Source organism: Acidipropionibacterium jensenii DSM 20535 (assembly GCF_000425285.1).
In the GTDB taxonomy this organism is placed as follows: Bacteria; Actinomycetota; Actinomycetes; order Propionibacteriales; family Propionibacteriaceae; genus Acidipropionibacterium; species Acidipropionibacterium jensenii.
Genome location: NZ_AUDD01000022.1, coordinates 1 through 13,921, shown reverse-complemented (window position 1 = coordinate 13,921; position 13,921 = coordinate 1). Strand labels below are relative to the sequence as shown.

Genomic DNA, 13,921 nt, shown 5'->3' with positions numbered 1-13,921 from the left:
CGCCGTCATGGCCCGAGGGGAGGGGTGCGCGGCGGGAGAGTGTCCACGCTGCCAGCGGATCTGAGAGTTCCGTGGAGAATTTCTTAGGTTCTGGCCGGGTTTCGCATAGAATGGCTCCCTATGAGGAGCCGCTGGGTTGTGCTGATCGCGGCGGCTGTTGCCTTCGGGACAGCCGCCGTGGCTACTGCCGTCCACATCGGCTCGCGTGACACCGCCACCTCGGTGCACCGGATCGACACCCTTCCGAGTGCTGCCGCGCTTTCCTCAGGAAGCGCACCGGCCGCCCCGGCTCCCGTCCAGAATCTTCGCCTGATGGCCAATGACGGTGTCCGGTTCACCCTGGCATGGGTGGCCGGCAGCGGCGCCTCGGTCTTCGAGGTCTACCCCGAGGGCGGCGATCCGATCCGGGTCGGCGTCCCCTCGGCCACTCTCAGCTGGCCGGACTCGGTGGACAGCATCAGGGTGCGGGTGGCCTCGGTCAGTGCCGCGGGGGCCTTCAGTCGGTGGGCCACGGTCACGGTCGACCTCACCTCCCAGCCCGCCGGCCCCCAGGATGCGCGCGGGCCTGCCGGGTCGGACCACGACTCGCGCCACTCGTCGCAGGCCGACGGGCGGTCCGAGAGGTCGACAGACAGGCCCGATCGCACCGGTCGGACGTCGGGAACCGGTCAGCCGGGCAGCCCCGGCCGGAGCACCAGGACGACGCCCGCCGTCCCCGGATCCGACGCCCCCGTCACCCGGCCGAAGCAGACCGGCGGCACGGAGACCGGCACCGCGACCGGTTCGAGTCGGCCGACTACCCCGAAGACTCCCGAGACGCATCATCCCACCCCGACGCCCACTCCGACGACTCCGACCGGCAACGGGACCTCCACCCCGACTCCCGAGGGGTCCTCGGAGGTCACCCCGGAGCACTCGTCCGGGTCCTCGACCGCTGGTGAGAAGCCCGCCACCGAGCCAACCTCGAGCGGCGAGAGCAGCGGCTCCAGGCAGGGCGGCTCCACGCAGGATGTGACGCCGGCCTCGAAGGGGACGAGCACCGTCGAGCGACCGTCCAAGGCGTCTCCGATGGCGATGCCCAGCGGTCGCTGAGGCGCAGGTCGGGAACCTCTCAGAAGTGGATGAACCCGTCGAAACCGGCGCTGCCGCCGGAGCTCCAGTTCACCCGCGATCGGGTGTCGAAGCCGCCGGGAACCTCGAAGTTGTACTCGGAGACGTCGATCGTCCCGTCGCCGTGGACGGCGGTCACCCAGGCGACGTGGCCGGCGTACCCGCTGGTCCGCCAGGCGACCGAGCCGACTGACGGGGAGGTGTCGACCCGCACTCCGATGGCGCGGGCGGCGGCTCCCCAGTTGACCGCGTTGCCGAAGTGGACGCCGTTGGTGTCGTTCTGGAAGTTCGACCAGTTTGTCGTCGAGCGGACCTTCCAGGCGGCGTAGGAGACGCACTGGCCCCAGTAGAAGCCCCACGGGTCGACGCCGTTGTAGTTGGCGACGGCCCCGTAGCTGCCGGCGGTGCTCGACGAGGACTGGCCGCTGCCGGAGCGGGTGCGGTCGGCGGAGGCGGCGGCGGTCGCCAGCTTGTTGGACGCCGCCTCCGCCTGACGTCGTGCCTCGGCCTCTGCCTTGGCCGCTGCGGCCTGTCGGGCTGCGGCCCTCGCGATGGAGGTCTTGACCTGGGAGACCTGGCTGGTGAGGCTACTCGTCCTGGCCCGGTCGGCGTCCAGCTGGGCCTGCTTCTGGGCGGCGGTGGCGGCGTTGAGCTTCACCGTGGCGGCGACCGCCTCGGCGGCCGACTCGGCCTCCTGCTCCAGGGTCCGGGTGGTCTGGAGGTGGGCCGCGGAGTCCTTCTTGCGCTCGGCGGCCTGCCGGGTGGCCCCGGCCTGGGCCTTCTCGGCGGCCTGCAGGGTGACGACCTTGCGGGAGATCTCCTCGACCGCTTCCTTGCTGACGTTGGTGGCCACCGTCGACCACTGGGTCCGCTGGTTCATGTCGTTGGTGGTGAGGTTCGTGGTGAACACGGCGATGCTCTGCAGCGGGCTGGACTGCTGGACCAGCCGGTTCATCGACGTCGCGTAGGTCTTCCGGTCGGCGTCGAGCTCGGCCTTCCCGGTGGCGACCGCCTGGTTGGCCTTGGTGAGGGCGTCCTGGGCGGCGGCGAGCTTGCCGGCCAGCTGGGTGTCCTTCTGCTTGGCGATGGCGACGTCGGACTTCGCCTGGGAGAGGACGGCCTGCTGACTGGCCAGGCGCTGCTGGGAGGTCGTGAGATTCTGCTGGGCGGTTGCAGCCTCGGCCTTGCTGTTCTTCAGCGAGTCCTGGGAGGTCGCCAGCGCGGTCTCGAGACGATTCTGGCGGTCCTTGTCGGACTCGGCGTGAGCGATTCCCGCCGACCCCGCGCCGGCCACGATGGCGAGAACCACCGCGCCGGAGGCGACGTGTCGGGCGCGGCGGGCGAGGTCTGGGGAAAACTGCCGAAGTCTCATCCCTCGTCTGTCTACCATCGTGAAAACGACCCCGACATCGCGACACGCCCGAAGCGGGTGTCGGGATTCTGCAGGTTGGGGGCTCGCCGGGTTTGTGGTCGTGTCCGGGGCCTCGGGGCTGCTCGTTGGCTGGGGGTGGGGCAGCGTGGGTCGTTGAGCCGCAGACATAGGCTTGGCTACTGAGAACACGAGATACAGAGAGGTCATCGAAGTGGGCTGCACAACGATTCTGGTGGGTAGGGACGCAAGCTACGACGGGTCGCCGATCGTGGCGCGCAACGAGGACTCGGCCAACGGGGAGTGGAATCCCAAGCGGATCGTCATCGTCTCCCCCGCCGACCAGCCCCGCAGCTACACCAGCGTCCTTGCGCACCTCACCATCGACCTCCCCGACGACCCGCTGCGCTACACCGCCGCGCCGAACGCCATCCCCGACGAGGGGGTGTGGGGAGAGGCCGGCATCAACGCCGCCAATGTCGCGATGAGCGCCACCGAGACCCTCACCAGCAATGAGCGGGTGCTCGGCGCCGATCCGATGGTTGAGTATCAGCCGGCGACGGGGGCTGCGGGGTCCGAGGGCTATCGCGCCGCAGTGGCCGGTGGGATCGGCGAGGAGGACTTCCTCACCCTGGTGCTGCCGTACATCCGCACTGCCCGCGAGGGGGTGCTGAGACTCGGCGCCCTGCTGGAGCAGTACGGCACATATGAGATGAACGGCGTCGCCTTCAGTGACTCCGACGAGATCTGGTGGCTGGAGACTGTCGGCGGTCACCACTGGATCGCCCGTCGGGTGCCCGACGACTGGTACGTCACGATGCCCAATCAGCTGGGGATCGACTCCTTCGATCTGGACGACGCCTTCGGGCCGGCTCGCGAGTACCTGGCCAGCTCCGATCTGCGGGAGTTCATGGCCGAGAACTTCCTGGATCTGCGGCTGCCCGGAGCGGGGCCGAGCGGGTTCCTGGCAGCCCGGTCGATCAGCCTTCCGGAGCATGGGTCCGAGGGTGGCGTGGCCGGCGGGCCAGCCGGTGGGTCGAGGGGCGCCCTGCCCGGTGGCGTCTTCAATCCTCGGGAGGCCTTCGGCTCGCACACCGATGCCGACCATGTCTACAACTCGCCACGGGCCTGGATCATGCAGCGCCACCTCAATCCCCATGACGACTGGGACGGACTCTCGGCGCGCCACACCCCGGCCAGCGATGACATCGCCTGGGGACGGACTCCCGAGCGCAAGCTCACCCTCGAGGACGTCAAGTATGTGCTGAGCCTGCACTACCAGGGGACGCCATTCGACCCCTACTCGGCGCTGGGGTCGGAGGCCCAGAGGCACCTGCTTCGACCGATCGGGATCAACCGTCACTCCGAGCTGTCGATCCTCCAGGTGCGTCCTTACCGGCCGCAGGAGTACCGGGCGATCCAGTGGGTGGCATTCGCCTCGAACCCGTTCAACACCCTGGTGCCGCTGTACACCAATGTCGAAAGGACCCCGGACTACCTGGCCAACACCACCGGACGGGTCAGTACCGACAGCCTCTACTGGGCCCAACGGATTATCGCGGCGCTGGCCGATGGCCACTTCAACGAGATCATCCCCGAGATCGAGCGCTATCAGGAGACGACCCTGGCCGCCGGGCACGCGAACCTGCGGGTGACCGATGCCGGGCTGGCCGGATCCAGTGGTGGGGACGCCGGTACTGGGGTTTCGGCTGCGGCCGGGAGGGTGGCCGGCGAGACCGAGATCCGCCAGCTTCTGGAGGCCGCCAACGAGGCGATCGCCGAGCTCGTGAGGACCCGGACCGACGAGCTGCTGGGGAAGGTTCTGGAGATCTCCAGCAATCTCATGACCAACCGGTTCTCCCGGTCCGACAACTGAGGGCCGCGACCGGCCGCAGAGGCCCGAGCTCGGCGGGTGCCGTCCTGCTGTGACCCTGCTGCGACACCACCGGGTGTCGAGCTCGACACCCGGCGGCGTCCACCCTCCAGATGGAGAAGGAAGCCATCATGCGCACCCCACTGTCCAAGGGCAGCACGCCCTATGTCTCGACCGGGTCGCTGCCGGCCGATGCCCGGATCGAGGACCTCCTCCGGCGGGCCCACGACGAGTTGGCCGGGGTCGGCGAGGGGGAGCTCTCGACGGTCTACCCGGCACTGGCCGGGGCGGACCGCAGTCACTTCGGTCTGGCCCTGGCCGACGTCGGGGGATCCACCTTCGAGGCCGGCGACTCGCAGGTCCCGTTCCTCATCATGAGCGTCTCGAAGCCCTTCGTGCTGGCCCTGGTCTGCGAGGCGATCGGGGCCCAGGCGATCGACGATCTGGTGGGCATGAATGCCACCGGGCTGCCGTTCAACTCGATGGAACCGGTCGACCGGGCACCGAGAGGTCGCACCAATCCGATGGTCAACTCGGGAGCGATCGCCACCACGAGCATGGTCCCGGGGGACGGCTTCGAGAAGCGCTGGGAGTTCGTCCGCGACGGTCTGTGCCGGTTCGCCGGACGCGACCTCAGGCTGGACGCCGACACCGTCGAGGCGGTGCGTGCCACGAACCTCCGCAACCGCTCGCTTGCCCTGCTGCTCAAGACCAAGGGAGCACTGTGGGGCGATCCGCAGCAGGCGGTGGAGTTGTACACCGACCAGTGCTGTCTGGAGGTCACCGCCCTGGACCTAGCCGTGATGGGCGCCACGCTGGCCGACGGCGGGGTGAACCCGCTCACCGGTGAGCAGGTGGTCGGTGCCGAGGCCACCCGCGTCGCCCTGGTCGCGATGGGCGTGGCCGGTCTCTACGAGACCTCGGGGGAGTGGATGCTCCAGGTCGGGGTCCCCGGCAAGAGCGGCATCGGAGGCGGGATCACGGCGTCCTCCCCGGGCAAGGGAGGATTCGGTGCCTTCTCCCCGCTACTGGACGCCCAGGGCAACAGTGTGCGCGCGGGCCTGGCGGCTCGACTGCTGTCGCGCGAGCTCGGGCTCGACATTCTGCGATCGGCACCTGCGAAGCGCTGACTGTGGGCGTACTATCTAAGCATGTGCGCACATACAAGGAAATGCACCTTCGACGCGGAGAGCGCGTACGCCGATCTCGCGGCTGAGGTCTTCACACTGCTGTCGGACGCCACCAGGGTCCGGATCATCCTGGCCCTGCGAGACGGAGAGCTGCCGGTCGGTGAGTTGGCGGAGCGGGTCGGGAAGTCGCCGACCGTCGTCTCGCAGCACCTGGCCAAGTTGCGGTGGGGCAAGATCGTGGAGACTCGCAAGGAGGGCAACCGGGTCTTCTACAGCCTGCTCGATGAGCACGCCCGACAGCTGGTGAGCCATGCGGTGTTCCAGGCCGAGCACGTCGTCGACGGGATTCCGGTCCATCATCTGGGCGCCGATGGGCTGCCGATCGCCGGAGATGCCCTCGAGGCCAGTGCCCCCCAGCCTGCTCCCGGAGTACCCGATGCCAGCATGGATGATCAGGCCTCCAAGGGCCTCGCACCGGGCCGTCCCGCGGCGACCTGCCCGCGGGGATGATCCCCATGCAGGGTCTCGCCTCTGCGGTCTCTACCCCCACCGGACAGCAGGCCACGGGCCAACACGGGACCGGCTCGCAGGGTTTGTGGGCCCGCATCGACCGCGCCGACCTGGCCCGGATCGCCGTCGTCATCGCCTGCGCGGTGGCGGTAGGCCTCGGTGTGAGCTGGCCCTCGCCGCGGGTGCCGATCCTCGCGCTGGCGGGTCTGCTGATCGGCTGCTGGCCGATCCTGGTCGAGGCCTGGCAGGACGTCTGGCACCGGCGGATGAGCATGGAGCTGTCGATGCTCATCGCGATCGCGGCCGCCGCGGCGATCGGGGAGTGGGTCACCTCTCTGGTGATCGCGGTCTTCGTGCTGGCCGCGGAGATCCTCGAGGATCTCTCGATGGATCGGGGCCGGGATGCTCTCACCGACCTGATGTCCTTCCTGCCTGCCACGGTGCAGGTGAGACAGCCGGGTGGCGTGGCGGAGGTGTCGCTGTCCGAGCTGACCCCGGGGCAGGTGGTGGTGGTCGCGCCGGGCGGGCGGGTCCCCGTCGACGGTGTGGTGGTGACCGGGGAGTCGACCGTTGACCAGTCCCGGATCACCGGGGAGTCGCTGCCGGTGACCGTCGGGGTGGGGGACGACGTCTTCTCCGGATCCATCAACCAGACAGGCGCCCTGGATGTGCGGGCGCAACGGGTCGGCGCGGAGTCCTCCTACGGGCGGATCGTGGCGGCGGTGCGCCAGGCGCAGTCCTCCCAGCCCCCGGTGCAGCGGCTGGCCGACCGATTGGCGGCCTGGCTGGTCTATCTCGCGCTGATCGGCGCGGCGATCACCTATCTGGTCACCCGCGATCTCACTGCGACCATCTCGGTGATCGTGGTGGCCGGGGCCTGCGGGATCGCTGCCGGGACCCCGCTGGCAGTGCTGGCGGCGATCGCCCGGATCGCTCGGGCCGGTGCCTTCGTCAAGGACGGCGCGCACCTCGAGGCGCTGTCGACCGTCGGCACCATCGTCTTCGACAAGACCGGAACACTCACCGTCGGAGCTCCCGTCGTGGTGGGGGTGCAGGCGATCGAGGGAGTCTCGGAGGACGAGGTACTCATCGCCGCTGCCGCCCCGGAGTCCTACTCCGAGCACCCGCTGGGCCAGGCCATCGTCGCCCACGCCCGTGCGCAGGGTCTGGCGGTCGGGTCGTGCGAGGGGTTCAGCTATCAGCCGGGCAGGGGGGTCACGGCGACCGTGGCCGGTCGAAGGGTCGACGCCGGGAACCGCGAGATGGTGCCCGGCGCCCCGGAGCAGACGGCCGACCAGAAGGTGGCCACCGCCGTGCACGTGGGGGTCGATGGTCGGTACATCGGGACGATCCTGCTGGCCGACGCGGTGCGTGAGTCCGCCGCCCGATCGGTGGCACAGCTGCACCGGATGGGCCTGCGGACCCTGATGCTCACCGGGGATGTCGAGCAGACCGCCCGCGCGGTGGCCGGGCAGATCGGTGTCGGCGAGGTGCGGGCGGGGCTGCTTCCCGACGGGAAGCTGACGGTCATCGAGGCCGAACGTGCCGCCGGTCACAAGGTGGCGATGGTCGGCGACGGGGTCAATGACGCGCCGGCCCTGGCGCGTGCCGATGTCGGGATCGCGATGGGATCGGGCACCGATATCGCCCGCGAGAGCGCCGACGTCGTCCTGATCAGCTCCGACCTCACCGATCTGGTGCGCACGGTCGGCACTGCGCGCCGGGCCCGTCGGATCGTGATGGCCAACTTCGTGGGCACGATCCTGGTCGATCTGATCGGGATGGTGCTGGCGGCGTTCGGCTACCTCACCCCAGTGCTCGCCGCGATGGTGCACGTCGGCTCGGAGACCGCATTCATCCTCAACTCGGCGCGTCTGATCCCCGGACGCGGTCGACGCTGAGGTGTGGGCCCGGCCGGTCCGCCGAGCGATCCGCGCACGTCGCGGAGGCCATTTCTCTGCTTCTAGAATGAGCACACCGAGCCATGGACACTGCGGAGGTGAGCAGCTGTGGTAGCTGCCCAGGAGACGACCCTGAGGAAGATCCTTGAGGGATCCAAGCAGTAGCAGGTACCGCTATTCCAGCGGGTCTACTCGTGGAGCAGCAAGCAGATCGATCAGTTGTGGGACGACATTGTTGAAACCGCGGAGACTCGCCTCACCCAACCGCACGTCACGCACTTCATTGGTTCCCTTGTTCTTGCGACCACCCCGGATATTGGTCCCGCAGGACTCAACAAGTACTTGGTGGTGGACGGTCAGCAGAGACTGACCACACTCACCCTGCTGTTGGCGGCTATTCGTGACCACTTGGTCGCCAGCGGACAGGAGGCGACTCCGGACCGGATCGATGAGCAGTACCTCATCAACAAGTGGGAGCCCGGTCAGCCTACGAAGCTCCTTCCCACCTCAGCCGACCGAGAGGCTTATCTCGCTGTCATCCGTCGGGTCCCAGCAGCGGAGAGACAAAGTCGTGTCAAGGAGGCGTATCACCGGTTTCAGACAAAGCTGGTCGAGCTTGATGTCGCCGCTGCTCAGCCGGACTGTGAGGGCATGGGGCTGACTGTCAAAAATGTCGAGTCCACAGTGTTGTCGGGATTGTCACTGGTAGCGGTCACCGCGAGCGAAGAGGACAATGCCTTCCGGATCTTCGAGTCCCTGAACAACACGGGACTGAAGCTGACACAGGCCGATCTGCTCAAGAACTACCTGTTCATGCGGTTGGGTGATCGAGGCCAGCAGGTCTACGAGTCGACCTGGCGTCCTCTGGAGAAGCGGCTGAGCTCTGACGAGCTTGAGCTGCTCTTCTGGCTGGATGTACTGAGTGATGACGACCGGGCACGCCGCGCAGACACGTTTGAACGTCAACAGCGCCGACTCAGCAAGCTCTCCACAGTTGATCAACTTGAGCGAGAGGTTGGTCGGATCGCAAAGCTGGGGGAACTGCTGGAGACAGTTCTGAGGCCCAGCAGCGAGGCGGACCCGGAGGTGCGTCGACACCTGTCAAGGATCGTGGCCTGGGGAGTGACAGCGGCCTACCCTGTCGTGCTCGAATTGTTGAGGCGTCGTGAGGCACAGACTGCGACCTCGGTCCAGGTCGCAGATGCACTGACGGTCCTGGAAAGTTACCTCGTGCGGCGCGTGGTCACTGCGACGGCCACGACCGTGCTCAACAGAATTCTTGCTCAAGCAGTTGAACCTGTGCATGACGCGGAGGTCCCTGCTGAGGGGTTGAGAACCTATTTGTCGGGTGGTCGCCGCCACTTCGCGACCGACGCACAGGTCAGGGATGCTGTGCATCATGTGCCCTTCTACCTACAGGGGCGAGCCTCGCAGCGGAAGCTGATCCTGATGTGGCTCGACGAGGGTCTGGGAAGCAAGGAGCACGTTGACTCGAAGGGATTGACCATCGAGCATGTGATGCCACAGAGTCTGTCTGCTGAATGGCGGAAGGCCCTTGAGGGTGAGATCGAACCTGGGGCCGATGTTGACGAAATGCATCGGCAAGCTCTGCACACTCTCGGGAACCTCACTCTCACGGGTTACAACAGTGAGATGTCCAATGGCGTGTTCGCTGTGAAGCGGCCGAGGCTTCAGCACAGTGGACTGCTCATGAACCAGTCGATTGCGGACCAGGAGTCTTGGGGGCCCGAGCAGATCGCACACCGGGCGGACACTCTGGCGGAAGAGATCATCACACTATGGCCCGGGCCGGATGAGTCACTGATGGTGCGCAGCGGCGATCAGACGTCGGAGATGTGGAGGACTGCTGCCATGATCATTTCCGCCATTCCCGCTGGCCGGTGGACGACCTGCGATGCGGTGGCGACGCTGGTGGGTACGGACGCGGTTCTGCTTGACAGCCATTTGGCGACGACCGGGATCCGTGAGGCCTATCGGGTCATCCAGTCGGGAGGAACGATCCCGGACAGGTCCGAATGGATGGATTCAGCGCGCAAGATCGAGCCCAAGCAACTCCTCGAAGCTGATGGGGTCCGGTTCGATGCCAGTGGCCACGCTGCCCCCGAGCAGGAAATGTCGGTCGAGGACCTCGCCCTGGAATGTGGAATCACTGTCCCTGAGACAGCTGCCGAGCGCTTTGAGGCTCAACTTTCCCAACACCAGGAGCCAAGCACCGTAGAGGCCGTTCACCGCTTGATGAACCACTGGGCAATGCGCGGCTGGGTTCAGTACGGAACCGGTGCATCGGTGACCGCGTTCTTCATGGCAGATGCCAACGGCGACCATATCTGGCCGATTGCACTGTCCCCGACCGGGAAGGTCGAGGTGGTCTTCCAGTACTTGGCCCGGCGAGAGCCGTTCACCGACGAGGAGCTCAGGAAGGAGCTGAGACTGCGATTCAACTCTGCTCCGGGAGTGGACTTGGAAGACCGGCCGCGGCCTGGATTTCTTGCATCCTCGCTGTCCAATGAGGCCGTGTTCGATGACGAGGTCGACGGCTCCATCGACAACTGACGACCGCCGCCACCCGGGGGACGCTCAGGTCATCAGACCTTCGCGTAGAGCAGGTAGCAGGCCCCACCCACCCCGCCGAGAACTGTGCCCAGAATGACCTGGGGCCAGGAGTGACGCCCCTCATCGACTCGAGCCCAGCCGGCGACCGGCACGGCCAGCGCGCAGCAGAGCCCGGCAGGCCACCACAGCAGCCACAGGACGACGGCTGCCCCGGCAAGGGTCGCCAGGTGAGAACTTGCCTTGGTCACCAGATTGGCCAGTCCCACCAGTCCAAGACCCGTGAACATCGCAGCCGCGACCGCCACCAACTCACTGGGAGCTCTGATGATCAGCAGGCCTGTTGCGCCCATCAGCACCCACACCAGAATGAGGCCGTACAACCCATGGCGTTCGGCGCGACGGACCACCTGGGCATCGCTGACCGCACCGATCCTCAACAGCACCGCCAGCGTGAGGTACGGGCCTCCCACCAGGAAGACGAGCCCCACGGCAAGGCAGGTGAGCCGGACGCGGGGATCCGCCGACGTGGTCAGGCAGGCGACGACCCACACCAGCGAGACGACGTACGGCGGGCTGAGGATCCGGGCCACCGCAGCCGCGACCCGGTGTGTGCCCCTGGACGCGAGCCGTGCCACGTCCACGTCCTCGTCGTCAGGAGGCGGGGGCGATGCCCGCGCATCGTCGATCTCCATGAGTCTCCGTGTCAGAACGATGTCAGTGCGGAACGATCGGTCCGCGCGACGCATGACCTCTCCAGTGTCGCAGCCGCGATTCCACGACGTCGCCGGCGCTCTCCGCCATGCACGCATCGGTGCCGCAGAATCCCGGCCGGCTGAGGTGCTCGGCCTGGACGAGGGGTGGGACCGGCGAGACACGTGGTGAACGACCTCCGCGGGTCAGAGCAGGGTGGCAGCGTAGTCGGGGACCCGCCGGGTCTGTGAGAGCGGTGGGCGCTCGTAGCCCTTGGAGGGTGGACGGTTCGGGATCTCGATCGGCGCTCTCTCGATGTCGGTGTAGGGCACCTGGCTCAGCAGGTGGTGGATCATGTTGAGCCGGCCGCGGCGCTTGTCCTCGTTGTCAACGTCGAACCAGCGGGCCTCGGGAATGTCGGTGTGGATGAGCATCGCGTCCTTGGCCCGGGAGTAGTCCTCCCACTTGGTGATGGAGACCATGTCATTGGGACTGAGCTTCCACCGGCGCATCGGGTCGTCGGCCCGTGATCTGAACCGGTTCTCCTGCTCCACATCGGAGACGCTGAACCAGTACTTGAGCAGGATGATGCCGTCCTCGACGAGCATCCGCTCGAAAATGGGCGCCTGGCGCAGGAAGCGCTGGTACTCGTCATTGGTGCAGTAGCCCATCACCTTCTCCACCCCGGCCCGGTTGTACCAGGAGCGGTCCATCAGGACGATCTCGCCGGCCGCCGGCAGGTGCGCGACATAGCGCTGGAAGTACCACTGGGTCCTCTCCCGCTCGGTCGGGGTGGGCAGCGCGACGATCCGTGTCACGCGGGGATTGAGGTACTCGCTGACCCGCTTGATGGTCGAGCCCTTGCCCGCGGCGTCCCGGCCCTCGAAGATGATGATGATCCGGGCGCCGGTGTCCTGCACCCAGGCCTGCATGTCGACCAGCTTCGCCTGCAGCTTCTTGAGTTCACGCTCGTAGATCTTCTTGGGGATGCGCTCCGCTTTGGCCATGAGGGCAGCCTAGGCGGGAGAGGTCCTCACGGGGCCGGTTCCGCCGGCGTCTCGACTATGCTCGCCGACGTCTGGCGGCGCCGTTGACCGCGGTTGTGGCGGGGGTGCCGCCGTCCGGGTCGGGCGCAATGCCCGGTCAGATCGAGGATGAGACGTGAGGCGACAGGCATGAGGACGACGGTATGAAGCTGGCTCTGCTCGGTGGCGGCGGGTTCCGTGTGCCACTGGTCTTCAATGCCCTGCTGTCCCAGCACGGTGAGCTCATCGATGATCTGTGGCTCCACGACACCGAGGCCGATCGACTCCAGGTCATCAAAAACGTCCTGACCCAGACCCAGGGGGATCGCCCCGGGCCGACCCTGCACACCACGACCGATCTCGCCGAGGCGGTGCGGGGGGCGGACTTCGTCTTCTCGGCAATCCGGGTCGGGGGACTGGCGGGCCGGGTCCACGATGAGCGCGCGGCCCTGGATCTGGGGGTGCTGGGCCAGGAGACCACCGGCGCGGCCGGGATCGCCTTCGCGCTGCGGACCGGCCCGGTGGCTCTGGAGATCGCCCGGACCGTTGCCGCCGAGGCGCCGAAGGCCTTCGTCATCAACTTCACCAATCCGGCCGGGATCATGACCGAGCTCATGCAGACCGTGCTGGGCCAGCGGGTGATCGGGATCTGCGACACCCCCTCCGGACTGGGCAACCGGGTCGGGGCGCTGTACGGCGCCAGCGAGTTCGAACTGTCCCTGGACTACGTCGGGCTCAACCACCTGGGCTGGCTGCGGCACGCCTGGTACCACGGGCGCGATCTGGTCGCCGAGGTGCTCGCCGAACCCGAGAAGCTGGCGCGCCTGGAGGAGGCCGACGTCTTCCCCATCGAGTGGATGCAGCGGCTCGGTGCCCTGCCCAACGAGTACCTCTACTACTGGTACTGCAATCGCGAGGCGGTGGCGTCCATCCTGTCGGCCGATGCCACTCGCGGGGAGTTCCTGCAGGCTCAGCAGAGCCGGTTCTATCGCGCCGCCACCGCAGAGCCGGCGCGGGCGCTGGAGCTGTGGACGGCGACCCACGATGAGCGGGAGGCGACCTATATGGCCGAGGCCCGCGACGAGGGTGAGGAGCGCCCCGACCTGACCGGTGGCGGGTACGAGCGGGTGGCGCTGGCCCTGATGCGCGCCATTGCGCTGGGTGAGCGGGCCGAGATGATCGTCAATGTGCGCAACGGCCACACCCTGGCCGCGCTGCCGCCCGATGCGGTGATCGAGGTTCCCTGCCTGGTGGACGCCGCAGGGGCCCATCCGCTGTCGACCGAGCCGCCGGGTGGGGCCGAGCTGGGGTTGATGATGCAGATGAAGGCCGTCGAGCAGCTGGCGATCCGCGCCGTTCTGGAGCAGGATCGCGGGCTGGCCTTCGAGGCACTGGCCAAGCACCCTCTGGTGGGGTCGGTGGAGATCGCCGAGAAGCTGACCGAGGCATTCTGGCCGCAGCACTGATCGCCGACGCCGCTGGGATGATGACCGATGGGCCGCGGCCCCGGGCCGCGGTGCTGCAGGACTGGCCCGGCAGTCGGTGGACCGGCAGTCGGTGGACCATCACAGCCGACCCCCGGGTCAGCGCCCGCTCTTGCACCTCGATGAAGGAGATCCTGTGGAACTTCGAGCCATCCCTGCTGGCACGCCGAAGATGGCCTACTCGCTGGCCGTGCACGGCGGCGCCGGATCGCGCAGTCATGCGCTGACCGATGCGGAGGCCGCCGAGTACCACGC

Annotated in this window: 10 protein-coding genes and 1 pseudogene; 8 read left to right on the top strand and 3 right to left on the bottom strand. The window is 67.6% G+C overall.

Translation table 11 applies throughout. The annotated features are described in order from the left end of the window. Positions 1-120 precede the first annotated feature (120 nt). A complete protein-coding gene (locus H590_RS0111300) occupies positions 121-1,092 on the top strand; it encodes a hypothetical protein (RefSeq protein ID WP_154655324.1) in 972 nt (323 codons plus the stop codon). Between the two features lie 19 nt (positions 1,093-1,111). Here the strand turns inward: H590_RS0111300 and H590_RS0111295 are convergent, their stop codons facing one another. Further along, entirely contained in the window at positions 1,112-2,482 is a 1,371-nt protein-coding gene (locus tag H590_RS0111295; protein WP_126412696.1) for a CHAP domain-containing protein, read from the bottom strand. 211 nt (positions 2,483-2,693) lie between these two features. Here H590_RS0111295 and H590_RS0111290 point away from each other — a divergent pair, with 211 nt between their 5' ends. The 6 genes and pseudogenes from H590_RS0111290 to H590_RS16330 all read left to right on the top strand — a co-directional run bounded on the left by H590_RS0111290 (position 2,694) and on the right by H590_RS16330 (position 10,467). Continuing rightward, on the top strand, positions 2,694-4,355 hold the full coding sequence (locus tag H590_RS0111290) for a C69 family dipeptidase (RefSeq protein ID WP_028703637.1): 1,662 nt from the start codon (positions 2,694-2,696) through the stop codon (positions 4,353-4,355). Positions 4,356-4,483: 128 nt separating this feature from the next. Next, positions 4,484-5,482: a glutaminase A gene (gene glsA, locus H590_RS0111285; protein WP_028703636.1), complete on the top strand. Its 999-nt coding sequence runs from the start codon at positions 4,484-4,486 to the stop codon at positions 5,480-5,482. Positions 5,483-5,503: 21 nt separating this feature from the next. Continuing rightward, entirely contained in the window at positions 5,504-5,992 is a 489-nt protein-coding gene (locus H590_RS16335) for an ArsR/SmtB family transcription factor (RefSeq protein ID WP_084149469.1), read from the top strand. Positions 5,993-5,997: 5 nt separating this feature from the next. Then, the gene (locus H590_RS0111275; RefSeq protein ID WP_084149468.1) at positions 5,998-7,893 is read left to right on the top strand and encodes a heavy metal translocating P-type ATPase; all 1,896 of its coding nucleotides are present in this window, start codon (positions 5,998-6,000) and stop codon (positions 7,891-7,893) included. A gap of 177 nt (positions 7,894-8,070) precedes the next feature. Then, positions 8,071-8,694, top strand: a pseudogene (locus H590_RS19310) (DUF262 domain-containing protein); the annotation flags it as partial. Between the two features lie 12 nt (positions 8,695-8,706). Continuing rightward, positions 8,707-10,467: an HNH endonuclease family protein gene (locus H590_RS16330; RefSeq protein WP_269471519.1), complete on the top strand. Its 1,761-nt coding sequence runs from the start codon at positions 8,707-8,709 to the stop codon at positions 10,465-10,467. A gap of 32 nt (positions 10,468-10,499) precedes the next feature. Here H590_RS16330 and H590_RS0111265 read toward each other — a convergent pair whose 3' ends face one another. Next, positions 10,500-11,102, bottom strand: coding sequence for a hypothetical protein (locus H590_RS0111265; RefSeq protein WP_126412695.1), 603 nt, complete (start codon positions 11,100-11,102; stop codon positions 10,500-10,502). A gap of 261 nt (positions 11,103-11,363) precedes the next feature. Then, the gene (ppk2, locus tag H590_RS0111260; protein WP_036982159.1) at positions 11,364-12,164 is read right to left on the bottom strand and encodes a polyphosphate kinase 2; all 801 of its coding nucleotides are present in this window, start codon (positions 12,162-12,164) and stop codon (positions 11,364-11,366) included. 182 nt (positions 12,165-12,346) lie between these two features. Here ppk2 and H590_RS0111255 point away from each other — a divergent pair, with 182 nt between their 5' ends. Then, positions 12,347-13,648 carry a family 4 glycosyl hydrolase gene (locus H590_RS0111255; protein WP_028703632.1) on the top strand — a complete coding sequence of 434 codons (1,302 nt, stop codon included), beginning with the start codon at positions 12,347-12,349 and terminating at the stop codon, positions 13,646-13,648. Positions 13,649-13,921 lie beyond the last annotated feature (273 nt).

Excerpts from the sequence above, each read along its gene's own strand:
- H590_RS0111300 (WP_154655324.1), top strand. The coding sequence starts at position 121 with ATGAGGAGCCGCTGGGTTGTGCTGATCGCGGCGGCTGTTGCCTTCGGG.
- H590_RS0111295 (WP_126412696.1), bottom strand. The coding sequence starts at position 2,482 with ATGAGACTTCGGCAGTTTTCCCCAGACCTCGCCCGCCGCGCCCGACAC.
- glsA (WP_028703636.1), top strand. The coding sequence starts at position 4,484 with ATGCGCACCCCACTGTCCAAGGGCAGCACGCCCTATGTCTCGACCGGG.
- H590_RS16335 (WP_084149469.1), top strand. The coding sequence starts at position 5,504 with ATGTGCGCACATACAAGGAAATGCACCTTCGACGCGGAGAGCGCGTAC.
- H590_RS0111275 (WP_084149468.1), top strand. The coding sequence starts at position 5,998 with ATGCAGGGTCTCGCCTCTGCGGTCTCTACCCCCACCGGACAGCAGGCC.
- H590_RS16330 (WP_269471519.1), top strand. The coding sequence starts at position 8,707 with ATGCGGTTGGGTGATCGAGGCCAGCAGGTCTACGAGTCGACCTGGCGT.
- ppk2 (WP_036982159.1), bottom strand. The coding sequence starts at position 12,164 with ATGGCCAAAGCGGAGCGCATCCCCAAGAAGATCTACGAGCGTGAACTC.
- H590_RS0111255 (WP_028703632.1), top strand. The coding sequence starts at position 12,347 with ATGAAGCTGGCTCTGCTCGGTGGCGGCGGGTTCCGTGTGCCACTGGTC.